This window comes from Acidobacteriaceae bacterium (genome assembly GCA_028283655.1).
Lineage (GTDB): Bacteria > Acidobacteriota > Terriglobia > Terriglobales > Acidobacteriaceae > Granulicella.
On record JAPWKE010000001.1, the window covers coordinates 295,346 to 321,198 of the forward strand.

20 protein-coding genes are annotated in these 25,853 nt (G+C 60.6%); 7 read left to right on the plus strand and 13 right to left on the minus strand.

Annotated features, from left to right (window positions below):
* The first annotated feature begins 249 nt into the window (after positions 1 to 249).
* Complete coding sequence (pgeF, locus tag PW792_01340) at positions 250 to 1,278, plus strand: peptidoglycan editing factor PgeF (protein MDE1160570.1); 1,029 nt, start codon at positions 250 to 252, stop codon at positions 1,276 to 1,278.
* 61 nt (positions 1,279 to 1,339) lie between these two features.
* On the opposite strand, the gene PW792_01345 is transcribed toward pgeF, so the two are convergent.
* From PW792_01345 to sppA, 5 genes are all read right to left on the minus strand, one after another.
* On the minus strand, positions 1,340 to 3,112 hold the full coding sequence (locus PW792_01345) for a hypothetical protein (GenBank protein MDE1160571.1): 1,773 nt from the start codon (positions 3,110 to 3,112) through the stop codon (positions 1,340 to 1,342).
* Entirely contained in the window at positions 3,100 to 3,912 is an 813-nt protein-coding gene (locus tag PW792_01350) for an ABC transporter ATP-binding protein (protein MDE1160572.1), read from the minus strand. Before PW792_01350 ends, PW792_01345 begins: the two co-directional genes overlap by 13 nt.
* A gap of 102 nt (positions 3,913 to 4,014) precedes the next feature.
* Positions 4,015 to 4,362, minus strand: a complete 348-nt coding sequence (locus PW792_01355) for an integration host factor subunit beta (protein MDE1160573.1) — start codon at positions 4,360 to 4,362, stop codon at positions 4,015 to 4,017.
* Positions 4,363 to 4,621: 259 nt separating this feature from the next.
* On the minus strand, positions 4,622 to 6,649 hold the full coding sequence (locus tag PW792_01360) for a hypothetical protein (protein MDE1160574.1): 2,028 nt from the start codon (positions 6,647 to 6,649) through the stop codon (positions 4,622 to 4,624).
* A 359-nt stretch (positions 6,650 to 7,008) separates the two neighbouring features.
* Positions 7,009 to 8,022, minus strand: coding sequence for a signal peptide peptidase SppA (gene sppA, locus PW792_01365; protein MDE1160575.1), 1,014 nt, complete (start codon positions 8,020 to 8,022; stop codon positions 7,009 to 7,011).
* Positions 8,023 to 8,179: 157 nt separating this feature from the next.
* Here sppA and PW792_01370 point away from each other — a divergent pair, with 157 nt between their 5' ends.
* Positions 8,180 to 9,046, plus strand: a complete 867-nt coding sequence (locus PW792_01370) for a glycosyltransferase family 2 protein (GenBank protein ID MDE1160576.1) — start codon at positions 8,180 to 8,182, stop codon at positions 9,044 to 9,046.
* Positions 9,047 to 9,163: 117 nt separating this feature from the next.
* Positions 9,164 to 10,093: a proline dehydrogenase family protein gene (locus tag PW792_01375; protein MDE1160577.1), complete on the plus strand. Its 930-nt coding sequence runs from the start codon at positions 9,164 to 9,166 to the stop codon at positions 10,091 to 10,093.
* A 56-nt stretch (positions 10,094 to 10,149) separates the two neighbouring features.
* Here the strand turns inward: PW792_01375 and PW792_01380 are convergent, their stop codons facing one another.
* The 3 genes from PW792_01380 to PW792_01390 form a co-directional block, all read right to left on the minus strand.
* Entirely contained in the window at positions 10,150 to 10,773 is a 624-nt protein-coding gene (locus PW792_01380; GenBank protein MDE1160578.1) for a DUF3106 domain-containing protein, read from the minus strand.
* Positions 10,774 to 10,897: 124 nt separating this feature from the next.
* The gene (locus tag PW792_01385; protein ID MDE1160579.1) at positions 10,898 to 11,419 is read right to left on the minus strand and encodes a hypothetical protein; all 522 of its coding nucleotides are present in this window, start codon (positions 11,417 to 11,419) and stop codon (positions 10,898 to 10,900) included.
* 88 nt (positions 11,420 to 11,507) lie between these two features.
* A complete protein-coding gene (locus PW792_01390; GenBank protein ID MDE1160580.1) occupies positions 11,508 to 12,203 on the minus strand; it encodes a sigma-70 family RNA polymerase sigma factor in 696 nt (231 codons plus the stop codon).
* A gap of 376 nt (positions 12,204 to 12,579) precedes the next feature.
* On the opposite strand from PW792_01390, the gene glgP reads away from it, so the two are divergent.
* Both glgP and PW792_01400 read left to right on the plus strand, forming a co-directional pair.
* Complete coding sequence (glgP, locus tag PW792_01395; GenBank protein ID MDE1160581.1) at positions 12,580 to 14,355, plus strand: alpha-glucan family phosphorylase; 1,776 nt, start codon at positions 12,580 to 12,582, stop codon at positions 14,353 to 14,355.
* Positions 14,356 to 14,551: 196 nt separating this feature from the next.
* Positions 14,552 to 15,751 (plus strand): membrane dipeptidase, encoded by a 1,200-nt coding sequence (locus PW792_01400; GenBank protein ID MDE1160582.1) that lies wholly within the window; start codon positions 14,552 to 14,554, stop codon positions 15,749 to 15,751.
* A 168-nt stretch (positions 15,752 to 15,919) separates the two neighbouring features.
* On the opposite strand, the gene glmM is transcribed toward PW792_01400, so the two are convergent.
* From glmM to PW792_01420, 4 genes are all read right to left on the minus strand, one after another.
* A complete protein-coding gene (gene glmM, locus PW792_01405; GenBank protein MDE1160583.1) occupies positions 15,920 to 17,257 on the minus strand; it encodes a phosphoglucosamine mutase in 1,338 nt (445 codons plus the stop codon).
* Positions 17,258 to 17,288: 31 nt separating this feature from the next.
* Entirely contained in the window at positions 17,289 to 18,872 is a 1,584-nt protein-coding gene (gene xseA / locus PW792_01410) for an exodeoxyribonuclease VII large subunit (GenBank protein ID MDE1160584.1), read from the minus strand.
* A gap of 41 nt (positions 18,873 to 18,913) precedes the next feature.
* On the minus strand, positions 18,914 to 19,294 hold the full coding sequence (locus PW792_01415; protein ID MDE1160585.1) for a response regulator: 381 nt from the start codon (positions 19,292 to 19,294) through the stop codon (positions 18,914 to 18,916).
* Between the two features lie 237 nt (positions 19,295 to 19,531).
* On the minus strand, positions 19,532 to 20,218 hold the full coding sequence (locus tag PW792_01420; protein ID MDE1160586.1) for a tetratricopeptide repeat protein: 687 nt from the start codon (positions 20,216 to 20,218) through the stop codon (positions 19,532 to 19,534).
* Between the two features lie 384 nt (positions 20,219 to 20,602).
* On the opposite strand from PW792_01420, the gene PW792_01425 reads away from it, so the two are divergent.
* Positions 20,603 to 21,352 carry a GvpL/GvpF family gas vesicle protein gene (locus PW792_01425; GenBank protein ID MDE1160587.1) on the plus strand — a complete coding sequence of 250 codons (750 nt, stop codon included), beginning with the start codon at positions 20,603 to 20,605 and terminating at the stop codon, positions 21,350 to 21,352.
* 186 nt (positions 21,353 to 21,538) lie between these two features.
* Here the strand turns inward: PW792_01425 and pgsA are convergent, their stop codons facing one another.
* Positions 21,539 to 22,189 (minus strand): CDP-diacylglycerol--glycerol-3-phosphate 3-phosphatidyltransferase, encoded by a 651-nt coding sequence (gene pgsA, locus PW792_01430; GenBank protein ID MDE1160588.1) that lies wholly within the window; start codon positions 22,187 to 22,189, stop codon positions 21,539 to 21,541.
* Positions 22,190 to 22,420: 231 nt separating this feature from the next.
* On the opposite strand from pgsA, the gene PW792_01435 reads away from it, so the two are divergent.
* Complete coding sequence (locus tag PW792_01435) at positions 22,421 to 25,831, plus strand: Ig-like domain-containing protein (GenBank protein MDE1160589.1); 3,411 nt, start codon at positions 22,421 to 22,423, stop codon at positions 25,829 to 25,831.
* Positions 25,832 to 25,853: the final 22 nt, after the last annotated feature.

The window sequence follows — 25,853 nt, forward strand, 5'->3', positions numbered from 1 at the left end:
TACACTTTTTTGTACTTTATTTTGAGATATTCACAATTCAGTAAAACCATTTGGCGTTTTGTAGCGTCTACTAAGTTAACTGAGAGGCATATCCGTAAAGTCCCACCTTTTGTAATTACCTCTTTTCGTCCCGTCTTGGGGCACATCTAAAAATCCTCAGTTTTTTCCCTCCCCTACATGCCTCTCCGGCCCCGCCCGAAAGCGGGGCCATTCTCTTTAAGTCGCAAATCGCGGCGTACACTAGCCGCTGTGACTGTAAAGCAAGGTCCCAAGCCTCTTGAGTCCCCGGTGGACACCGCCAGGGTTGACTCGCTTCTCGCCTCCATCGGTCTGGAACACGGCCGTCGCGCGACGCGAACCAGTGCCTGGGCTGGTGGTTCGCGCGTTCCATCGCTAAAGCCTGCGTTGACGACACGCCCCAAAAACGACGATTCCCCCGGCCTCGAACGCGTTCCTGGCTGGGAGAAGTATGCGTGGCTGCAGGCTGCTTTTTCCACGCGGCTGAACGGCTCCTCCACGGTCTATAACTCCGAAGGTCGCAAAGAGCTGAATCTGGGCTGGACGAAGGACGACGATCCAGAGGCTGTGCGCGAGAATCGCGACCGCTTTCTCCATGCCGTGACCGGAGGCGCGACGGACAGCGAACTTGTCACGGTGCGGCAGACCCACACTCCCATCGTCCGCCTGGTGAAAGACGGCCACGGGCCGCTGGCTACGGCTGAAGGCAAGGCGCAGCTTCGCGGCGACGCCCTGATGACGAATCTGCCAGGTCTGGTACTCGGTGTGCAGACAGCGGACTGTGTTCCTGTCTTCGTCGTAGACACGGAAAAACGAGTCGTCGCAGCGTTCCATGCAGGCTGGCGCGGCACGGTTGCGCGCATCGTCGAACGCGGCGTCGGCACGATGCAGCTGGAGTACGGCTCGCGGCCCAGGGACCTCATCGCGGCGATAGGGCCGGCGATCGGCTCCTGCTGCTACTCGGTCGGACAAGAGCTTCGCTCCGAGTTCGAATCACAGTTTGGCTACGCACCCTCGCTCTTCCACGAGGCCTACGCCGCAGCCCCGGCTCGTGGCAACTCGCTGCAACTTCATCTCGATTTGCACGAGGCCAACCGTCGCCAGCTTCTGGACGCTGGAGTGCGCGCGAAGAAGATCACCGTACTCGGCCAGTGCACCGCCTGCACGCGTTTGAAGAACGGTCAGCTCAAGTACTTCACGCATCGCGGCGAAGCGGGCTTTACCGGGCGCATGATCAGTGCCATCGGTATTGCAACGTAGATGAAACCACAAAAAGACGGGCAGCGAGTTAAACTCGCTGCCCGTCTTTTGCTTGTGGGGCTCAGGCCTTTTTGCCTAGTTCTTCGAAGAGCGAATCGCGGTGCAGCATGGCGTACTCGTCCATCTTCTCCAGATTGTGCCAGTAGAAGAAAGCCGCCACCGCAGCCATGGCCGCGAGCACCACGGGCAGAATCCACGCCAGCCCGCTGAACTTCGCCAGCATCATCAGCGACCACCCCAGCCCGGCAGAGACGACGAGGATGCCCATGCTCATCAGGGCGCTGGCCTGACTGGCTTGCTTCTGCCCCATCTTCTGCAGGTCGACCTTCTTCGGTGTATTGATCGAGCGGTAGTTGCCGACCGTGAGCTCGACCAGCAGCGTCATCAGCGCCCACAACATGCTGCCGAGCAGCATGCTCACGCTGGGCAGCCCGGCCATGTAGCTGATCATCGCCGTCACGGCAAGCACTTCGATCAGACCCAGGATGCTGTTCAGCACGTTCTTCACCAGCAGCACGTCCCGCAGGCGGATGGGGGCGAGAAAGTAGAACTGCGCTCCCGTTCCATCCAGGCCAAAGGCGTTGTAGCTAATCGGCACAACGCCCAGCAGAGCGTACGCCAACGCAGCAGGGTAGACCCACTCCGAGTGCGACTTCGCCGCCCATCGTCCCGCAAAAAGGAAGACGAAGAAGAGCGGTGCGACCAGGCCATAGATCAACCCCATCGTGCGCCGCAGGTAGAGAAACTCCTTCTGCAGCAACGTCAGATAGAGCTCCCACTGCGACGGGCCGGTGGCAGGTGCCGCAGCCAGAGGAATTGAGGAAGCATGCGTCTCATGCGCTGTCGCCTTTGCCGCAGGCTTGGCCTTCACCCCAATCGCCGCATCGCTCAGGCTTTCGCCGCGGAACTCCGTCCGCATTCGCAGGCCAAAGATGCCAAAGAAGAGCAGGCCGTACGTCGCCACGCCTGCAGTTTCTGCCACGAACCACAGCGGCTTGCCGACAGCACCTTTGGCTATGGCATCAGCGGCAAGCCCTGGAGGCAGGGCCTGCGTGGCAGGCTTCACCACAGCCCACACCTTCATCATGCGCTGCGCGGTCGGGCTGGGTGGCTCCTGCACCTCGGGAGCCTCATCTTCGTCGTCGGACTGATGGTGGTGCCTATGGTGATGGTGGTTGTTCAGGTTGAACTCTACGTTCGCCCATTGAATGCCCATGGAGAAAAGGAAGATCAGGCCCATGAAGACTTCGCGGGCACGCCGTGTGGAAAGCCAGCGGTCGACCCACGCAAAGATCATGCGCGTGAAGATGACGTTCGCCAGCGTAAAGACTCCGAAGCTCACGAAGCCATAGAGCCATAGGGAAGGCCGTCCCACCGTCAGGCCGATCGCTCCAGCCAGCGAAAGTATCGCCATGGTGATGTTGCCCGGCGCCATCATGCCGAAGAAGAGCCGGATGAGCGTGTAGCGGCGGGTGCTGAGTGGAAAGCGGATAAGCTGCGTCGGGTCGAACGTCGTGCCCGCCGAGCCCATGTTGATGTTCACGAGCTGCGAGAGTGCGAAGATGCCCCACGTCGCGATCGTCAGCAGCTCATAGCGCTGCTTGGCCGCGCCCAGGTAGCAGAGAGCGGCGACGCCGAACGCCAGAGCAATTACGACCAGCAGGAAGAGCGGAATGACGATGATCAGGCCGATCAACTCACCCTTGCCGCCTTTGCGGCGAAAGCCGTTGGCAAAGATGCGCCAGCGTAGCCAGACGATCGCGCGGTACTGCTCCCAGGTCTGCGTCTCGGTCCACGCGGCAGAGCCTGAAGTGGAAGAGTCTAGCTCAGCCATGCCAACTCCCCTTCATGTACAGTCTGGTCGACGCCGCTCTTACCCACAACATTCAAGAAGATCTGTTCCAGCGTCAGCCGTTCGGGTGTGGAGCCGTCTTCGGCGTTCGGCAGCTTTGCCTGCACGCCCGCTCGCAGGTCTTCCAGCGAGCCGTTTGCCACAATCTGGCCGCGGTCGATGATGGCGATGTGCGAACACAGGCGCTCGACGATTTCGAGCACATGCGAGGTCAGAAAGATCGTTGCGCCACGCGCGATCATGCCTTGCAGCATGTTCTTCAGGGTTCCGGCCGCAACGGCGTCAACGCCCTCGAACGGCTCGTCCAGGAACAGCACCTTCGGCCCGTGTATCACCGCAGCAGCCAGCGCCAGCTTCTTCCCCATGCCGTGGGAGTAATCCGCGACCAGCTTCTTCGACTCGTCGGCGAGCCCCATAAACTCCAGCAACTCGGCCGCGCGTTTGCGCGTCGTCTGCTGGTCGAGCCCATACATCCGTCCCACAAACTCCAGGTACTCCGGTGCCGTTAGCTTACCGAACAACCCCATGCCCTCCGGCACAACGCCAATGTGACGCTTCACCTCCAGCGGGTTGGCGAAGAGGTCCTGCCCCAGAATCTGGATGGAGCCAGCCGTCGGCGCCAGCAGGCCGGTCAGCATCTTGATCGTCGTCGATTTGCCCGCGCCGTTTGGCCCGAGGAAGCCAAAAAACTGCCCAGGAGCCACTTCCAGGTCAATGCCGTGGACGGCTGTGAAGTTGTCAAACGAACGCACGAGTCCACGGGCAGCAATTGCAGGAGTCATGGCAACACAATACGGCAATTTCCCTCGTTTGGTTCCGCAGGAATGCAAAAGGGCGGCCTCGGCCGCCCTCGTTCTCACGAAATCAAATGGTTCTTGCTTTGCCTATACGGCCGAAGGCTGGTGTTCTTCCACTGCCGCCGCTACCACCGTGCCCTTGGGCAGGGAGCGCTGGCCGCCGGGGTTCACCTGGTCGCGCATGTCCTTGCTTGGCTTGAAGAACGGAACACGCTTCGCCGGTACAGCCACCGAAATGCCCGTCTTCGGGTTGCGGCCTGTTCGCGAGTTGCGACGGCGTGTGCGGAAGCTTCCAAAGCCGCGCACCTCAACCTTGTCATCAGCCTTCAGGGCTTCGGTGATTGAAGAGAACAAGAGGTCCACAATCGTCTCACCATCACGGCGGGTCAAATCGCCCAAAGCAACGACACGGTCAACGAGATCAGCCTTCGTCATCGTCAAAAACTCCCAAACAAGATACGCAGCATGGCTGCGGGGGTGGTTTCACTGTCAGTGTAAGCGAATATGGCGTAATACGACATATTCGCTGGGTTTTTGTACCGCTCGACCAACCCGACATACGACTTTTGACGTCATCAAAGCTGTCAAGTTTCAGATGATTCGCAAGTTTGTGCGTTTTTCAGCGCTGACCCCGAATGCCAAACGGCCTTTCTCGTGTGAGAAAGGCCGTTTGGGATGTGATAGTTAGCTCGGTCTAGTAGGCGGGGTAGGTGCCTGCTAAATTGCTTCCGCTGGTGATTTGGGCTGAGACGGGTGTGATTGTCGGAGCCGCCTGTCCGGGCAGTACCGTCAGGACAAACGATCCTGGGGTGCAGCCGCTCGTGCTGCAGCCAGAGTTCGCCACCCAAAGATTGCCTTCGTTATCGACCGCTATACCTTCGGGACTGGTCAGTGTTCCGCCGTAGGTGCTGTTGTGGTTCAGCACGTAGCTGGTGAACTGGGTGTTCGAGTTCAAGTAGTTCGAATACGCCTTCCCGGTTCCGCTTACCTGCGGTATGGACGCCACGGACGCTGTTTGGTTATAAGCCAGCCAGAGCGTGCCATCACCATCGACGGCAATACCTGCGGGACGGTTGTAGGTCTTCGCCCCACCCATCGAGCCGCAAGTGCCATTCGACTGGAAGCAGAGGCCGTCCACGGCATTGTTGCCACCGCCGTTGTTGTAGGAGCGTACGCCGACGAGATCTCCACCTGTGAACGCGGCCTGGCCTGCCAGATCATTGGCAAAGCCTCGCTGCGTCACCGACGTTGCACCGCTTGCCAGGTAGTAGTCGTAGAAGCGGGGAACCGAGCTGCTGTACTGCGTAAAGAGCAGGTTGCCGCTGGCATCGCTGGCAATGCTCTGCGGGAGATAGGCTGCCTGCAGCCCTGTCGGAGAGTTCGCCGTGGAGTACGTCGAGCGTGTCGCGTCCACAGTTGCCAGCTTGTAGTTGCTGGAAGCCAAAACGCCTACGCGCAGTTGCGAACTGGAGTCCACGCCGAGGGAGTAGCTCGTGGATCCCGCGATGCTCAGCGTGGAGTATGACGTCGGCGTATTGGTATTGAAGCCGCCCAGAACCGCGCCTTGTGTGTCTGTCGCCCAGGCATAGCCGTTGCCGTCGATTGCAACCTGCTCCGGATGCACCAGTCCTGCTCCGTTGTAGGGGCCGTTGAAGGTTGTCGTAGCGGGGTCAAAGTAGGCGACGCCCGTTCCGCCTGAGATCGTCGAAGGGAACCAGACGCGGTTGGAGCTATCGATGTCGATCGTGGAAAGCGTATTCGTGTCCACACCCATGCCCATCGCTGAGTTGGTGAAGCTGATCGCCAGACTCCAGTCATTAGGCTGCGAGCTGAGGCCGGAACCGAAGGCGGGCGTGCTCGGCGACAGGATGTAGAGCCCCGAAACGTTCACGGTCGGATGCAGAGCCATCTGGACCGCGGCCTGAAGGGTATCGGTGGGGCGCCCGGAGGCGGACGTTGACGTGAAGTTGAACAGACGTCCGCAGTTGCTGGAGGTGTCCGACGTGCTGGTCTGTCCCGTCGAGTTCACGCACGAAGCAAGAATATTCGCGATGCCGTAGACTTTGGCGGCTTCCGTCGTCATGTTGCCGGAGGAGACGGTCGCGCTGCCGTCGCTCTTTCTGGCAATCAGCCCCACCGTAACGTTATTGCCCAGCACCAGCCCGCGCGAAAACGTTGTGATGCTGCTAGAGGTCGATGACGGTCCGCCGAAGTTATCGCCCGCTGCTCCACCACCAGCGGCGCTAAGGCTGAGGTTCGTGTTGAAGAAGTGAGCCAAAGCGTACGCCATCGCCACGGTGGTCACTTCATTGATCACGATGTGTGACTGCTTCGCCACCGTGCAGGTTCCCAGGGCAATCGCCTGAACGGCATTCGCGTTCACGCTGCCGGCACCGGGGTCACCGCCGGTGGAGAGCAGGTAGACCGGGGTATCGCTTTGCGGGCAGGTATATGCACTGGAGGCAAAGGCGAAGTTTCCGCCGCTATCGGTTGTCGTGCTCGCAAGCAGCGTCGCGGCTGAACCGTAGCCACCCGTACCGTACGCGTAGACGCCAATCGTGGCGCCGACCAGTGGCTGTTGGCCGCCCATGGAACGGCCGGTGAACGCCGTGGAGGCTACATTCTGCTGAACAGAATCCCCTGCACCCATGCCGCACCCCGTAAGGAGTAGCAGCCCTAAACCCAACACACCTGAGAAAAACCCTTGACGGGAAAAAATCATTATCTTATCTCCTGCTTGATAGAGACACTTCCGTAGCTGGTCGCCAGTCTTTTGCCGCTAGATATAGCTGGCATGGACTAGTCGTTTTTTATCTTGAGAAAACTCTCTACACAGCGTTACTGGAAATGCGCACAAAGAGGCGTAATCCTGCGTTTTCGTCAACGTTAGATCGCTGTTTTCTTTGCCTCACAAGAATGCTCGCAAACTTTTGATTTGGCTATCTATAAATCCACTTTTGCACAAGAAAATGCCTCGATATTCGCTATGCGAAAGTATCGAGGCCTTTATGTGATCGAGTTATTGGTTACTTCACGTTATGTTACTCATGCTTGTTACTTTTTTGAATTACTTCGGTTTCATTACTTCCAAAGATAGAAGAAGCCTGGCGACCGGTTCAGTAGCTGTGACGGTGTGGGGATCAGAGAGTCGACATCGTCACTGCCCGACAGCAGGCCAAGCAGGCCATGCTTTTCCTTGGAAGGCTTGACGACGGATGGCTCACCTTTGATCCCAACAGACTTTGCGGTATCGAGCAGGGCTTCGTGGTATCCGCCTTCGGCGTCGATCAGCCCAAGCGGCAAGGCCTGTTGTCCTGTCCACACCTGGCCGGTCGCCAGCGGGAGAATGCGTGCGTCGGTGGTGTGGCGGCCGATGGCAACATCATGCACAAACTGCCCGTACATGTTGTCGACCAGTCCCTGGAAGTAGGCTTGCTCCTTCGGGGTCAGGTCGCGGGTAGGATCGCCTGCGTCCTTCAGTTCGCCCTTGCTGATGGTGACGTTCTTCATCTTGGCCCAGCGCATCAGGTCGCCGTAGTTTGTCCAGGACATGATGACGCCGATGGAGCCGACGACCGAGGCCTGGTTGGCGTAAATCTTGTCGCAGGCGCTGGCGATGTAATACGCGCCAGAAGCGCCGACGCTTTCCACGGAAGCTTCAATGCGCTTGTGCTTCTCGGTGCGGACGCGCATCACCTCGTGGTAGATCTCCTGCGAGGCTGCTGCGCCGCCACCGGGGGAGTTGATGCGAAGCAGAATCGCCTTCACGTCGCTGTCATTGCCATACTTTTCCAACTGCTTGTCGATCTTGTCCGCGTCCAGGATCACGCCGTTGATTTCGATGACAGCGATCGAGTTGGAGCTGAAGGTCGAGGACGACACATTACCGTCGCCGGACTTCACAATGCTCTTGAGCGCCGACGCCCAGATGGCCGCCACGATGATCATCACAACGCCCACGATGGCGATGGCAACCAGAGCCCAGATCCAGCCGGAGCGTTTGCCGCCTGGAGGAGGTGGTGGGTAGCCATATCCGTAGGCTGGGTAGTTGGCTGGAGGTACGTTGTAGGGTGGCGGAGGGGGCATCGTCGACATGTGCCGGAGTGTACCAGCACTCCTCGGACAACGCCGCAGATTTCCCGAGTCCTTTCGCGTTCTGCATCGTCTAGTCAAGAGAGCAACCGTGTATGATGAAGCGGCGTGTAGACGCCCTGACCCATTGCAAAATGGGGCATATGCGCTCCCTTTCCACATGGATACCGAACGAACAGAATCGACGTCTCCTGCCTGCCCGCCGCGGCTGAGTATCGTTATTCCTGCGTATAACGAAGCGCAGCGAATTGAGGACACTCTCGAGCGTGTTGTGCTGGCTGTGGCCCAGCGCCAGTGGGATGCCGAAGTGCTGGTCGTCGATGACGGGTCGACCGATGAAACGATCGACATCATCCACCGCTGGATGGATCGCTACCAGTACATCAAGCTCGTGCAGAACCCCGGCAACCGTGGCAAGGGTTTCTCTGTCCGTAACGGCCTGTTGCAGGCCGCTGGCGAGATCGTCATGTTTACGGACGCCGACCTCTCGGCCCCGATCGAGGAAGCCGAACGGCTCTTCAAGGCGTTGGAAGCGGGTGCTGATGTTGCCATTGGCTCGCGCTGGCTCGACAAGCAGCGCCAGATCGTTCATCAGCCGCTGTACCGCCGCTTTTTCGGCCGTTGCTTCAACTACGTCACGCGAAAGTTCATTGGTCTGCCGTACAAGGACACGCAGTGCGGCTTCAAAGCGTTTAAGCACGATGCCGCGCAGGTGATCTTCCGTCTGCAAACCATTGAACGCTGGGGCTTTGACCCTGAAATTCTATTCATTGCCCGCCGTCTGCGGTTCAAGATTGTGGAAGTACCCGTGACCTGGGGCCATGATGAGCGCTCGCGCATCTCGTATCTCAAGGACGGCATGAAGATGCTCGAAGAGATGGCACAGATCCGCACCAACAGCGTGCGTGGACGCTACGACGAGGCGATTGCGGAGTTCAAAAACACCGCCGCGATGGTGACCCCGCAGGTGACCCGTCGCTCCGGGACGCTGGAGCAATCCAGCCAGCGGCCGGAAGTCTCTCACTAGCACGCAGAAGGCTTGCATGGCGTTTCTTCTGGCAGGGAGAAGGGCGCTGGGTTCCACCGCAGCCGAATGCAACTTGCCTGAAACAATATTTGTCATATCCTGTGAACCAGCGATCAAATGCTCCGTTCACTTTTCATTTCTTTATCCACGAATCCGGGTCTTCGCACGTTCTCTGAGAGCTCGACGCTTGGCCGCCGCGTCTCGCGACGCTTTGTCGCGGGCACAACGGTAGAGGAAGCCGCGGCTGCCGCTGAGGCGATGAACCGCGAAGGCATTGACGTTACGCTGGATTCGCTGGGCGAAAGCGTCCTCCACGTCTCGCAGGCGGAGGAGTCAGCAGCGGTCTACCAGCGCACGCTGCATGAGATTGCGATGCGCGGCCTGCGCGCGAACGTTTCGCTCAAATTGACACAAATGGGTATGGACATCGGCGGCCACGGCGCCGGGCCGGAGCTGGCCGAGGGCATCGTCCGCAACCTGGTCGCTCAGGCCGCTTCTACGGGCAACTTCGTTCGCATCGACATGGAAGGCTCCGATTACACGGAAGCCACTGTGCAGATGACGGAGCACCTGAACGCGGAGTACCCCGGCGCGGTGGGCACGGTGCTGCAGGCGTACCTGTACCGCACCGAAGCCGACATGGAGCGCCTGCTGGCACAGGGCATTCGCATCCGCCTCTGCAAGGGCGCGTACAAAGAGCCGGCCGACCGTGCATTTCCTGACAAAGCACACGTCGACGCGAACTACATACGCCTGATGAAGCGCGCAGCGACCTCCGGAGTCTTCTGCGGCATCGCAACCCACGACGAAGCGATCATCGACCAGATGTGCCGCTTTGTGGAGGCGGGTGGCGCGGACAAACAGGCGTTTGAATTCCAGATGCTCTACGGCATCCGTCGCGATCTGCAGCGCAAGCTCGTCGAGCAGGGCTACCGGATGCGCGTCTACGTGCCGTTCGGCACCGAGTGGTACCCCTACTTCATGCGCCGCCTAGCCGAGCGCCCAGCGAACGTCCTGTTCCTGGCGAAGAACTTCTTCAAGAGCTAACAACAGAAACGCCCCACCGAAAGTATTGGCGGGCGTTTCTGTGCGTTTTTGAAGAGCTATCGTCCCTGCGGAGGCAGCAAAGGCTCAATCGCCATCAGGTGGTCGAGCGTGACGCGCTGCTGCTGGTTCAGGTAATTGAGCCTGCCGCCCAGCAGGATCTCGTTTCGCTGAGCGATCGGTACGCTGCGCAACTCGCGGAACTCATGGGAGACCATACGGCGCTGGTCAGGCGGCAACGCGCTCAGTTGCAGCATGGCGCTTCGAACATCGGCACGCTGGTTCGGGTCCAGCCGCTCCATCTGTTCGGCATGGCTCATCATGCGCTGCCGCTGGTCAGGAGACATCGCCTCCAGTTGGCTCAGGCGGTCGCGAATGTGCTGCTGCGTCTCAGATGGCAGATCGCGAAAGCCGGGCTCGCGCGATAACGCCTCCTGCTTCTGCTGCGGAGTCAGATTGCTGTGCGAGTTCATCCACTCGGTCAGGTGTTGACCGCGAAGCTGGCCTCCCCCACCATTGCCGTGAGAAAAACCCTGGCCACCATTCGGATGTCCACCCGGAAAGCGTCGCTCGATCGGAGCGGGAGCATGGCGTTCAATCGGTGCAGGCTGCTGGTGCTGCGCCACGGCGACTGCGGAAAACCCCAGCGGAAGCAACGCCGCAGCGGCGAAAACCTTCTTCACACGCACAGCCTTCCTCCGAATTGGCCTTCCGAAAATCATTCTTTCGCCTTCCGATGCAATGGCCCCATCCTATTCTGGACGGAGCCATCACAACAACCGTTCCGCTCGCTTCTGTGTCTTGTTCTTAGGTCGTGGGCGAGTCGCTTGAGCCATCGTCCGAGCTATCCAGCAACTGGTCCATCTGCTGCAGCGCCTGGGCGTTGTTGTCCATAATCTTCAAATCGTTCACCGCTGCCGATTGTGCATGAACCTGTGCGACATGGGGGGAGTGCATCTCCATCATCAGCACACCACCGCCGCCAGCGACCATTACCACAGCCAGCGCAGCAGCCACTGCCGGGCGGAACGAGCGATTCGTGGAGAACATCAGCCACGACTTCGTACGAGCCCACAGACCTTCCGGCGCTTCTGCGGCAGCTTCACGCAGGCGCGCCTTCAGGCGGGTGTCGAAGTACGGCGTCGGTTCCGGCGCGGTCCACGCGTCCATCATCGCCATCGTCTCGCGCATTTCACGCAGTTCCTGTCCACATTCGTTGCACCCGACCGCGTGCGCCTCCATCTCGGGATGCGCTTCGGCGAAGCCGGGGTCAAGCAGCAGATCGGCCAGGTTTGAGCGGTACTCTTTGCAATCAACCATCGTGTTCATTATGTCCCTCCCGTCATCGTGCGGGGTGGTCTTCAATTTCTCTAGACGAGGCAGACCAGCTATCGGTCCACCCAGTCTCTTTTGCAACCTAAACAAAGTCCTTCAGCTTCTCTCGCAACGTCTGGTAAGCCCGGAACAGCAGGCTCTTGGTGGCGGACTCGGACAGCTTCAGCACCTCGCCGATCTGCTTGTAGTCCAACCCCTCATACTTGTGCATCAGCACGGCGGTCCGCTGGCGTTCCGGCAGAGCCAGTACGTGATTGCGAATCGCCTGCATCCGTTCATCCTGCAGAATCTCGCTCTCCACGTTTGGTGTGCTGTCGGCCACGTCCGGCTTCGTACCCGTCTCTGGGTCTGGATCGTCGAGGTACACGGTCTGCGCCGAGCGCTCGTAACGCGTGTCGCGAGCGTGGTTTACGCCGAGGTTCGTAGCGATGCGATACAGCCACGTCGAGAACCGGGCCTCCGCGCGATACGTCTCCCGCGAGCGGTAGACGCGCAGAAACACTTCCTGGGCAAGCTCTTCGGCGATGGCCTGGTTGTGCACCATGCGGAACATGAAGTGCACAATCTGTCGGCGATACTTGGCCAGCAGAACGTCGAACGCCTGAAGGTTGCCGGTCTTTAGCTCCAGCATGACTTCGGCGTCAGAGAGTTCGCGGAAGTCGCCTCGCGCGGCAGCTTCGCGGCGTTTGGCCGCCTGCTCCGGCGTCAGTTCGGCAATGACACTCCCGACCCGTTCGCCTGCCTCGTAGCCCGTTGGTTGAATCGCCAGCGTACCCATGTCTTCCTCAACCCCGGAATCCTCCTGAGGTTGCGCTTCCGGATCGAAATCCTCTTCGGATTTGTCCTTTGGCTCGACTTGGCGGTGCTTTTCAACCATCTCGGCAGATTGTATCGTCCCGCCACTCGCTTCAGCCTCTCTGCGGGTGTGCATTGGAAGCGGGAGGGTATTGTCCTGACAAAAAGCGACACGGCTATCAAAAGATAGCTTTTCGCCTGAGATTTTTGGCGGCTTCGGGGCTTTTGGGAGCATCCTAAGCAGAAAGCCGCCGCCGAGCCCAATCCTTTTCGCTCCCCGGAACCTGTTTGCTGCCAGCACCGAAGGCCACAGCCCAACGAAGGCCACAGCCCAGCCCAGAGAGGACCATTCCTTCCGCATGACCCTTCCCACACAGCCCAAGCACCTGCCGTTTTCGCTTTCTGAACGCAACGTCGCCTACTTCAGCATGGAGATCGCCCTCGACAAGGCGCTGCCGACCTACTCCGGTGGTCTGGGAATGCTCGCAGGAGACACCTTGCGCTCTGCTGCCGACACCGGCGCGCCCATGGTTGCGGTCTCGCTCTGCCACCGTCGCGGCTACTTCCAGCAGCACCTCGACCTCGACGGCCAGCAGACGGAGTCTGATGTCGTCTGGCAGCCTGAAAATCTCCCCGCCGCCGAGCACCAGATCACCATCCAGCTTCAGGGCCGGGAACTGACCGTCCGCGCGTGGCGCTACGATGTCGTCGGCTGCACCGGCCACATTATCCCCGTCTTCCTGCTCGACACCGATGTCGACGGCAACGCCGACTGGGACCGTCACCTCACCGACAAGCTCTACGGCGGCGACACCTACTACCGGCTCTGCCAGGAGGGCATTCTCGGCCTCGCAGGTCTGCATCTGCTGCATGCGCTGGGGATGCAGCCCACCGTCTGCCACATGAACGAAGGCCACGCCTCATTGCTGACGATTGCGCTGCTGGAGGACCGCATCGCTGGCGGCCCGCTGCATACCGCCACGGACGCCGACGCCGAGGCCGTGCGCCAGATGTGCGTCTTCACCACGCACACGCCCGTGCCCGCAGGCCACGACCACTTTTCGCTCGATCAGGCAGGGCAGATCCTCGGGCATGATCGGCTCTCCGTCATCGACCGCTTCGGCGCGCTGCACAACGGAATGTTGAACATGACGTATCTGGCGCTGCGCTTCTCGCGCTACGTCAACGGCGTCGCCATGCAGCACGGCAAGGTCTCGCAGCAGATGTTCCCCGAGTACAACGTGCATGCGATTACCAACGGCGTTCATGCCGCAACGTGGCTCTCCAAGCCGTTTACTCAGCTCTTCGACAAGGAGATCCCCGAGTGGAGGCATGACAACGAGTACCTGCGCTCGGTCTACGGCATTGAGCCGACGGTGATTAATGCGACGCACGAGATCGGCAAGCAGCGCCTCTTCGACACCGTGAAGCAGCGTACCGGCCTCTCGCTCGACCCCATGGTGCTCACGCTCGGCTTCGCTCGCCGCGTGGCCACGTACAAGCGCGCACACCTGCTCTTCCAGGACCCCGATCGTCTTGAGGCGCTGGCGCAGAAGCTGGGCGGCCTGCAGGTTCTCTACGCCGGCAAGGCTCACCCTGCGGACGGCGGCGGCAAGCAGTTGATTCGCGATGTCTTCACCGCGGCGAAGAAACTCAATAACTCCAAGCTGACGATCATTTATCTCGAGAACTACGACTGGGACCTGGGCGAACAGCTTACCGGCGGCGTGGACATCTGGCTGAACACGCCGATGCGGCCCTACGAGGCCTCTGGCACAAGCGGCATGAAGGCCGCGCTGAACGGTGTGCCTTCGCTCTCTGTGCTCGACGGCTGGTGGATCGAAGGCTGTGCGGAAGGCGTTACCGGCTGGGCCGTGAATGACGCCACCGACGACTCTAACGAGGCGCAGAACCTCTACAGCAAACTGGAGGAGGCGGTCATTCCGCTCTGGCAGGACAAGAAAGCGCTCGCCCGCCTGCGCCAGCACTGCATCGCGATGAACGGCACCTTCTTCAATACGCATCGGATGCTCGGCCAGTATGTCAGCAACGCCTACTTCCCGCTGGCGTCGTCCGTCGCCAGCACGGATCAGATCATCATCGACGATGAGGCGCACGAAACCGTATCCGCCTGACGCTACTTTTTATCCGGCCTTTCGCAGAACTTCCTGCGAAAGGCCATTCTTCTGCGCAAGTGTTACTGCGAGACGCGTGGCGAAACGTCGCGACCGTTGTGTCGTGGTATTTTCTTTTTTGCGTGACGCACGATAGGCACGCAGAAACTTTCACTCTTCGGAAACCAACCCGCGCGAACTCCCGTCCTCTCTAGCAATGAGTTCGATAACCCACTCGCGCCGCCGCTTTCTCCGCAATGCTGCTCTCGCTTCGAGCGTTTCTGTCTTTCCTGCCCACTGTCTGTTTGCAGAAAACGCCGACTCGCGCACCGCTGAGATCGTCCGCAAGACCTTCGGCATCGATACGCACAACCACATTGATGTCCCGCTGACGTCTGCCGAAATGCCCGGCCCTGCCATCGACCTGAGCGGCGAGTTGAAGCGCTCCGGTCTCGCTGCTATCTGCATGACCTTCGCCACGGACTATCAGCCCGGCGACCCCTATCAATGCTTCAAGAACGGTCTCACCTCCATGGACCGCGCGCTCGAACTCAACCACATGAAGCGCGCGCTCAGCGCGAAGGACGTTCGCGCCGCCCATGAGCATGGCCATCCCATCGTCATCCAGGCGCTTGAAGGCTCGCACTTCCTCGAAGGCCATGTCGAGCGCGTGGAGGAGGCTTACAGTCGCGGCCTGCGCGTCCTCGGCCTGCTGCACGACAGCGATGCCAGCACCCCGCTCGGCGACGTCTACACCAATCCTCCGCGCTTCGGCGGCCTCACCACCTTCGGTGCGGAGGTGGTCAAGCGCTGCAACCGTCTCGGCATTCTTGTCGATCTCGCCCACGCCAACACGCAGACCACGGAGATGGCGCTGAAAGCCTCGACACGTCCGGCGGTCATCTCCCACACCGGCCCTGACTGGCGCCTCGGCGAGAACCCCCGCATGGCGCAGATGATGCGACCACGCCTGATCAGCAAGGCTCAGGCAAGGCTGATGGCGGATCACGGCGGCCTTGTAGGCGTCTGGACGCATCTCGCCGACACACCGCTCGCGTACGCGCAGAACCTTCGCGCCATGGCCGACGTCATCGGCGTAGACCACGTCTGCATCGGCACCGACACCAAGCTCACCCAGCCCGCGCCTCGTGGTTTCGGGCCGCCTCCGGGTGGCGGCCCAGGGGGACAGCATCACGAGGGGCCGCCGCCACAAGGCGGTCCCGAAGGCAATGGTTTCCGCCCCGGCCAGCAGCACGCTCGCGTCGGTGAGCGCACGAACGAGGCATGGGAAGGCGAAACCACCGGCTTCTACTACACGGTCGTCGATGCGATGCTCAAGACAGGCTTTACCCCGGACGAGATTGCCAAGATCGGCGGCGGCAACTTCCTCCGCGTCTTCTCGCAGGCCGTGTCCTAACCCAGCCGCCAGCCGCCAGCCGCCTTCCGCGTCAAGGCGTTTTATCTCCGGCACCTTCGCTCCATAAAGGAAAGGCGGCGACACCATTCGGTGCCGCCGCTTTTCACCACCCGTGCTTCTAACGACCGCAGATCTCGTCGCTCAGCCACGCGACCTTAGCCGAAACCCTTAGACCCCAAGCTCCGCGCGAATCTCATCCGCAATCGCCTTTGAGTGACGCTGCATCGCCTCTTCGCTCTCGGCCTCGATCATCACGCGTGCCAGCGCTTCCGTGCCCGAGTAACGAATCACCACGCGGCCGGAGTCGCGCAGCTCCTCTTCTGCTGCGAGGATGGCGGCGGCGATCTTCGGGAAGCCTTCGAGCGGCTTCTTCTCGCGTACCTTCACGTTCACAATCACCTGCGGAAAGTTCTTCAGATCGGCGATCAACTCACCCAGCGTCTTGCCCGAGCGGTGCACGACATCGAGCACCATCAGCGCCGTCATCAAGCCATCGCCCGTCGTCGCCAGGGCAGGGAAGAGAATGTGGCCGGACTGTTCTCCACCAAGCGACGCGCCCGTCTTCTGCATCTCCTCGAGCACGTACTTGTCACCCACCGGGGCCCGCAGCATCGAGATGCCCGAGCGTTTGAACGCAGCTTCCAACCCCATGTTCGACATCGTCGTCGCCACGACCGTGTCCTTGGCCAGCAGCCCGCGAGCCTTCAGATCACGTGCGCAGACCAGCATCACGGCATCGCCGTTCACGACGTTGCCGTGCTCGTCCGCAAACATCGCGCGGTCAGCATCGCCATCGAAGGTGAAGCCCATCGACGCTCCACGCGCAGTCACTTCCGCCGCCACAACATGCGGCTTCGTCGCGCCACAGTTCTCGTTGATGTTGCGGCCGTCCGGCGAAGCGTGGGTGACTTCTACCGTGCCGCGCAACTCGGCAAACAACTGCGGAGCCACAGCGCTCGCCGCGCCGTTCGCGCAGTCGATTACCACATTGTGGTTGTCGAGCGAAATGCCCGGCACTGCAGTCAACAGAAAGTCGATGTACTCGCGGCGGAAAGCCTCGTTGGCTTCCGGCAACGCGTCCGCTTCCGTGGCTTCCACACCCTCGGCGAGCACGCGCTCCATCTCGGCTTCAATCTCCAGCTCAACCGCATCGGCCAGCTTGTAGCCATTGCCGCCGAAGACCTTGATGCCGTTGTCCTGCCACGGGTTATGCGAGGCGGAGATCACGATTCCCGCCGCATAGCCGTGCTTGCGCGCCAGGAAAGCCACCGCAGGCGTTGTAATCACGCCGGCAAACTCAACATCCGCACCACCGGCGCGTAGCCCTGCGCTCAGCGTTGCGGCGATCCACTCGCCGGACTCGCGCGTGTCCATGCCCATCACAACATGCGAGTCTGCGCCAAACTTCCGCGCCAGCGCCACGCCCACGGCATAGACCGTGCGCTTATCCAGCGGAGCCTCGCCCGCCACAGCCCGAATTCCGTCCGTCCCAAAATACTTCCGCATCATCCCTCTTACGTTTTACTGCCTACGCTCTTTACTCCGAATACTCCACACGCGCCCGCACCTTGCCTTCGCGGAAGCGCGCCACAATCCCCTGGCCTGAGTGCAACTGCGCAGCCGATCGCACCAGCGAGCCTTCGTTCGTGTACACCAGCGAGTAGCCGCGGTCGAGCACCTTCAACGGGCTCAACGCCTCCAGCCGCAGCGTCGCACGGTCCAGCTTCGCCTCGCGTCCATCAATCATTGCAGTACGCAGCCGCTCAAGCCTGCCACGCATCTCCTCAAAGTGACGACGATCCTCCGCAACCACCAGCGCTGGATGACGCTGCTGCAGCCGCGCTTGCAGTTGGTCGACGCTCCTCTGCCGCATCCGCAAAAGCCGCTCTGCAGCGTTCTCCGCGCGATACTCCAGCTCATCGACACGTTGCGCCCGGCGATACAGCCCATCCTTGGCCCCGCGCAGAATGTTGTCCGCACTGAGTCGCGCAAAACGCTGCCGTGCTCGCAGCAACTCATAGCGTCCGGCGCGTTCCAGCCTCGCGGCCAGCCGCTCAACGCGCTCTTCGATCCTGTGCTGCGCGGCAGTCAGCAACTCCGCTGCTGCGGAAGGCGTCGGCGCGCAAACGTCTGCAGCCGCATCCGCAATCACCGAATCCGGTGCGTGGCCGATGCCCGTGATGACCGGCACTGCGCACTCCGCAATCGCCCGCGCAATCTCTTCGGCATCGAAGCCGTGCAGATCTTCCCAGCTACCGCCGCCGCGAGCCACCAGCACTACGTCCACCTGCTCCGGGTGCCGCGAGAACCAGCGCACACCTGCGGCAACCTCTCGCGCACAGTTCGGCCCCTGTACTGCAGCCGGATAGATCAACAGGTTTACGCCCGCATGGCGTCGGCGACAGACCTTCACAATGTCGCGCAGGGCCGCACCCTGCAGGCTCGTGACGATGCCGATACACTTCGGAAACGCGGGCAGCGGGCGATGGCGATCAAACAGTCCTTCGCGGCGCAGCTTCTCCTTCAGCTGCCGCACGGCCTCCAGCATGGCTCCCAGCCCGACCTGCTCCATGCGCTGGGCAACCATCTGCATCTGGCCGCGCGCTTCGTAGAGGCTCAGCATGCCGGTCACGCGAACCGCATCGCCATCCTTCGGGGCAAAGCGAAGATGCTGCGCCTCGCGGCGGAACATCACGATCTGCAACTGTGCCCCGCCGTCCTTCAGCGTGAAGTAGCAGTGACCGCTGCCTGCCGGGCGCCAGTTGGAGATCTCTCCCTCCACCGTCACAGCACCCCACTGCCGCTCGACGACACCTCGAACGCGGCGCACTAGCTCGCTGACCGAAAGCACCGCTGGCTCAACCGCTGCAGGCGCGACTTCGCGACCCCGCGCAGCCGGAGGAGGCGCGTCTACTTGCGTTGTCGCTCGTGGTGTTGGAGCAGGAGCTTTGCCTGTGGGTGTTGCTACAGACTCAGCCGCAGGCTCCGATGAAAACAGCCATCCGCTGGCTTCCGGAGAGGCCACGGGCGCAGCGACACGGGCACGTCGCGACCCGCGACCGCCAGCGCGTAACTCCGCCAGTGTCGGTACTTTCTCGTTGTCGTTAGAATCCCCGGCCATCGCGTTCCAGTGTACGCGCGCTGCCCGTGCGGAAAGCCCGTTCAGGCGCTCTTGCGCTGCAGCATGTCATACGTCTCGCGCAGAAGCTCTGCAGGAGGGCAGGGCTTCGCGAGCAGTCTCAGCTCGCGCTTCAACCGCAGCGATTGCAGATGGACCTGCGAGACGTTCGACGCAAAGGCCGTAAACATCAGCACCTGGCAGAGCGGCATCTCGTTGTTCAAGCGCTCGGCCAGCACCAGCCCACTCTCTTCAGGCATCGTGACATCGCAAACCACCAGAGCAGGCCGGTGTTTGCGCGCAGCCTCAAGACCTTCTCTTGCGGAGTAACAAGCCACGCTGTCGAAGCCGTTGACCTCGTAAATCTGGCTCAGCGTATCGGCAACAAGACGATCGTCATCGACGACAAGGATTCTCTGTTTCATGGGCCCTCACGCTTGCGGTGTGTTGCGCGGGCTGGAGGTGCGTAAGCTTACTGAAGCGATCGGTGTCCAGGGCGGCCACGTCGCAATTTGGTACTGCTGAGTAGACTCCGTCAGAGGGGAAAAAGCTACAGCTATTCGCAGCTTTTACAAAACTTTCGCGGTACGAAAGTTTGCCTACCCGGCAAAGCAGAAGGGCCGCCCAGCTGGGCGGCCCTTCTGCTTCAGTGACTTGTCAGACTACTTCTGCGGAGCGAGCTTCTGCGTCGCTACCTGGCCAGCTGGTCCGGGGTTGCCCTTGGCATCCTTGTCCGAATCCTTCACCTGAGCATAGATCTTCTTGGCCTCAGCGCTCTTGCCTTCAGACTCATACAGAGCGGCGAGTTGAATCTGCGCCAGTCCCGGGGGAACCGTTGCGGCCTTGCCCTTGCCGAGCTCCTGATACAGGGTCACAGCTTCGGGATCGCGGCCCGTCTGCTGATAAAGCTGTGCGAGTGCGAGCTTGGCCAGCGCAGATACATTGCCGTTCCAGCTTCCTGCCACGTCCTTCAGCGTCGTCTCTGCAGAAGCGTTCTGTCCCTGCTCGATCAACGTAAGACCCTGGAAGTAGCGAGCCAGACGGCCCGGCTGCGTCATGCCGTACTGGTCGGCAACAGAGGCAAACTGCTTTGCTGCTTCTGCCGCGCGGGTCTTCGCGTCCGGGAAGGTCTTGACGCCCGGAGGCACCGGCTGACCAGCCTGCACCAACGGCGTCTGATACGTCTGCATCGCTTCGCCAAAGGCGGTTTCAGCAGAGCTCGTGCGGTGCTGATAGATCGTGTATCCACTAGCGACCACGATCAAGAGAACGACCACGCCGACGAACAGGCCGATCAGTGCATTGCGGTTGGAGGTCGTCAGGGGAAGGGATGTGTTCTGAATGTCCACTATTTCTGTAGCTCTCAATCGTCGTACTGCAGAAGTCTTCGTCCGAAGCACGCTTCACGGAAAGCTCCGCGGCGGCCGCACTTCAACGTCCGTCCAGTGTAGCAGCCGCCTTCAGGAGCCTTGGAACGTTTCATCGGTATTTCATTTCGGGACAACCTGTTAGACCGCTTCTTGCGCTTCGAAAATCGCACTTGCAAATCGTTCTGCGACGGGCATAGTATCTGGCTCGCAATAGGGTTTTGCACTGTGTCCTGGTGCGATTCATTTTTTTGTTCGACCGCTCACAGATTTGTCGTGCGGGGCCAGAAGTAGCAATGTTTTTCATTATTTGTCCGCATGGGCGATGTACCCAGCGGCGGTAGAAATCAGGAGCGATTCGACACCATGGCGTGGTATGCCTACTGCATTGCTGAACGTAACGCGTTTCACGAACTTGCACGTCACCGCCGACCGATGCCGCTGACCGGAGTGACAGGACTTTTCGGAAACCAGACCTTCCTCTTCCCAGCCGCAGACCTCACCGTCATTGTGAGCGAACATCTTCCGGAGGACACCGCCAGACTGACCGGCATTGAGGCCGCAAACGCCGCCCGCGAACATGCCCGCGTCATCTCCGGTGCCTTTGGCCGCAGCACCGTGCTGCCCTTCCGCTTCGGCACAACCTTTGAGGATGACGATGCTCTGCGCCGTTCTGTGCGCTCGAATCAGCGTCACTTTCTGGCAAACGTAGAGCGTCTGCGCGGCAAGGCCGAGATGCACCTCAAGGTGCTCGTCGACGACGTCTCGCCGGAGTCCCGTGGAATGGCGCCTGGCATTCACGCCGCAGGTCAGGAGTATCTGGCTCATCTGCGTGAGTCGGCGACCCATCAGCGTGAACGTCAATCCCGCGCCCGCGCTCTTTCGTTGCAGATGAACCGCATGTTCCTGCCCATTGAGGAAGAGATCACCTGCAAGCGCATGGAGTCGGGCAAAATGCTCATCGACATCGCTCATCTCGTCGACAAGAACACCGTCGAGCGCTACCAGAACAAGTACTCCACCGCGACCCGCGAGTTGAAGGACTGCGCCATGCAGCTCTCCGGCCCGTGGCCGCCGTACCACTTTGTCCAGAAGGACTCGCGCGCCCAGGCGTAGCGGCAGACAGTAGAGCGTAGACAGTAGACATTAGAGCGAGGCACGTGGAAGAAGCTGACCTCTACGAGCGCTTTCTCAAGTCGCGAAGAAATAGAAAAGCGCCCCGTCGGGGCGCTTTTTCTTGTCGTTGGCATAACAGAATCTTCCCAGCAGGTTTTCTACTGTCCACTGTCCACACTCTACTGTCTACGCTCTACTATCTGCCTTCTTCTTCCGGCTAAGCAGCTTGGGCCTGCGCTTGCGACGCGTATCGCTCGCGTGGTCGACCTTCTTCCAGAAGGCGACGAAGTAGTCCACGGCCGAGAGCATCGAGACGAACGCCATCCAATACGTCGCGGTCACGGCGATCAGGTGAACGCCGATCGGGAAGCCCCACCAGTTCCAGGTATCCCAGCGGTGGTTCAGGATGGCGGCCACAACCGCCACAATCTGAATCACTGTCTTCAGCTTGCCGACTTCGCTGGCGTCGATGGTGAAACCTTCGCTCGCGGCGATCGACCGCAAGCCGGTTACCAGGAACTCTCGTCCGATTACCAGCACGGCGATCCATGGCACCATCACGCGCGGGTTGTAGGCCACCAGGATGATGAACGCTGCGGTGACCATCAGCTTGTCCGCCAGAGGATCCAGCAACATACCGAGCGTCGTAATCTGTCCGCGTTTTCGTGCCAGGTAGCCGTCCACACCGTCTGTGATGGAGGCAAGGATGAATAACCCGGCGGCAATAAACTCCTGCTCGCCGCCCACATGGTGCAGCGGAAACTTCGAGCTCAGCACCCAGATCAGTACGGGCACGGCTGCGATACGGGTCAGCGTAATGGAGTTCGGCAGATTCACAATGCGTGAGTTCCACACACCGGAGCGCGCGTGTGGAAGTACAGCCATTCTGCCACAGTAGGCAGAGCGGAATCTTTGCCGGCTGTACTCGCGCGGACGAAACTCCCGTCTTTACATGGTACGAACCCGCCCGTATCCTACTCTGGCTCACCTTTGAAAACTCAGATGCCCTGCGCCCCTCGTCTCCGCACCCTGCTCCGTCGGTCTCTTGCCGTTCTGTCTCTGGCAATTATGTCTGCTGCTGTTCCTGCGCTCGCTCAAACCTGCACAGGATCGACCACCACGACCATCTCCGGCACGGTCTACACGCCCAACGGCGTTGACCCTCTGCCGAACGTGCTGGTCTACGTGCCCACGCCCGGCACGACGCTGCCCACGCTCACCGACGGAGTCGACACCGTAAACGGCTGTTCTGCCACGACGAGCCTCGTGCCATCCACGCTGGTCGTTAGTACGACGACGGACGCCTACGGCAACTTCACGTTGACGAACGCGAACCTCGCCGGAGCGCAGACGCTGGTGATCCAGGCCGGCAAGTGGCGTCGTTCGTACTCGTTGAACGTCACCGCCTGCCAGACCACTACCGGGATCAAAGCGGTGATGCCTTCGACCAGCGCCGACGGCAACATCCCAAAGATCGCTGTCATCACGGGCGCTGTTGATGCTGCCGAGTGCGTGCTGCGCCACGTTGGTGTCGATGACAGCATGTTCACGGATCCCACCGGCAACGGGCGCATCAATTTTTACCAGGGCACCGGCTCTGGGACGAGCACAGGTGCTGGAGCTCGCATCAGCTCCGCTACGCCCAGTGAAAGCACGCTTATGTCGACGGCTTCCACGCTGGACGGGTATGACATGCTCATGATGCCTTGCCAGGGCACCAGTTCTGACACAACAGAAACGACCGCAGCCAATCGCCTGAATTTCTTAAATTATGCCAACAGCGGCGGTCGCGTTTTCGCTACCCATTACGGCTACATCTGGCTCGACCAGGCCGACACGTTTCAGAGCGTCGCAACTGGCTGGACCAATACAACCATCAGCAGCAATTCCACTCCGCTGGTGTACTACACGGCAAGTATCGATACCACCTCGAACCCTGTCGGAACGGTTCTCGCCAATTGGCTGTATTACGTGGGTGCCTCCACTACGCTCGGCCAGATCTCGATCTACGATCTGAAGAAGAACGTGACATCGGTCAATGCTCCTACCCAGGTCTGGGCAACATTGAACGATACAAGAGTTGGTACGAACAACGGCGCCATCATGCAGTTCACGTTTGATACGCCGGTGGGGTCAACCACCTCTCCAACCCTGTCTACGACGTTTACCAACACGCCAACGACAATGGCGTTGGGTTCGACAGCGAATAGCGTGCTCTTGAATGTGGCAAACACCGGAAGCGGCAACGCAGATGCCACGTTGACGCTCACTCTTACGGCCGCTGCAGGCATCAACGTTACGGCAATCACGCCAACGGCTGGTGCCTCCTCCGGCTGGGTCTGCAACGTCTCTACTCTTAGCTGCAGCCGCCTGACTGCGCTGGCCGCAGGAAGTGCCGACTCCGTCACCGTAACGCTGGACGTCGCTTCAACCGCCGCCGTCGGCAACACAAACATCCTTGTCGCGGCACTCTCTGGCGGCAATATCTTTAACGTTTCGCAGTGCGGACGCGTTCTCTTCAACGACTACCACGTCGAAGAACCAGCTTCCGGCAGCTACAACAAGAACATCACCTTCCCGAATGAGTGCTCTTCCTCCAGCACCATGACGGCGCAGGAGAAGTTCCTCGAGTTCTCGCTCTTCAACCTCTCCAACTTCGTCGCTCCCACAACCACGGACTCGGTTCTCATCCAGGGGCAATCCTCCATCACCTGGACTCCGGCGGCCTCGCTGTACTATGGCCATCCGCTCGACTCCACCGTGCTGAACGCAACCTCGAGCGTCGCGGGTACGTTCACCTACTCGCCGGTTGCAGGCACCATTGAGCACGTCGTAAATAGCCCAGTCACCATCACGGCTACCTTCACGCCGACCGATACCAACTACATCGGCGCGACCTCCACCAAGACCATCACCATCCTGCCCGACCCAACCGCGTCCTCCATCACGCAGCTTGATCAGGACATTCACTACGGCGAAGAGATCGGTTATAACAACGGCGTCGACGCGCAACTCAACGTTCTCGTTGCCGCGCCCGGATACCTCCCCGGCAACGCCGCAGACTCTGGTCCTTTCTACGTCACGATCGACGGGAACACCGTCTGCACCGGAACCCGCGGCGTTGCGCTCAGCGGCCCGCGCGGTAACTGCCCCGACGCGGCCTTCCTGGGCTTCAACGCCGGGACGCACTACATGCAGCTCGCTTACACCGGAGACACGGATTACCTGTCGTCGCTCTCCAGTTCTTACCCGGTCGTCGTAGAGCCCGACCACACCACGACAACCTCTGCGCTCGGTGCATCCACGGCTGTTGTTGGCCAGAGCACCACCCTTACCGCTCAGGTCGCGAACACCGACATCACCACTGTTCCCGCAGTCGGCACGGTCATCTTCTATGACAGCGCGCAGCCCACTGCAGCTTCCATCACGAACACTCCGAATACCTCGCTTGCAACCGCAGCCATGTCGGCTGTTGGCTCTGCAACCGTTGACGGTACAGGCAAGGCCACACTGCAACTCGCGAGCCTCACGATCGGCACGCACAATATCTCGGCCTGCTTTGTTTCGAGCATCAACAGCTCCAGCACCTACAACTTCCTCAACTCCTGCTCGGCCTCTGCCGTGCAGACGATCACCATCCCGACAACGTCGTTGCCGGGTACGGCGACGACTATCCTCTCCAGCTCAAACCCCTCCGTCGTTGGCCAGTCGGTCACCTTCACCGCGCAGGTCGACACCACCGGCGCGATCACCGCCATCCCGGCAGGTTCAGTAGCCTTTACGGACAACGGCGCCGCCCTCGCTAACGTTGCGCTCGATAGCACCGGCAAGGCGCTTTACACCACGTCCGCGCTCGCTCTTGGTACGCATCCCATCGTCGCCACGTACGCCGGCAGCACGACGCTCGCGGCCAGCACCTCGCTTACGTTGAACCAGATCGTCAGCTCGTCGATCACACCCGCTGGCGGCGGGTACCAACTCATCGTCAGCCCGCTTACCGTGCCGGTATACGTCGGCTCCACGGGCGTTGCCAGCGTGCAGGTCCTTGCACTTACCGGCTTCACCTCTGCGGTGAAGCTGAGTTGCGCCGGGCTGCCCGCACAGGCCACCTGCACCTTCGCCGACCCCATCATCGCAACCGGCGGAGGAACCACCAACCTTCTGCTCAGCTCCGCTGCGCCGCATGACTGCAACAGCAGCACGCCGTACTTCTCCTCGCTAGGCTCACGCCTTGGCCTGCCGATTCTCGGCCTGTCGACGCTGATGCTCTGCTTCACGCGCCGCCGCAAACATCTGCAGCGTCTCGCCCTTCTGGTTTTGCTTGCTTCGCTCTCCACCGTCATCACGGGCTGCGGCACAGGCAACTGCACCGACTTCGGCGTAAAGCCCGGCGATTACAATTTCACGATCACCGCAACGCCGGTGGACACGTCGTACGCGCCGAAGACGCAGTTGATGCTGATGCATGTGCATCTGTAGATGCCAGGAACATAAGGAAAAA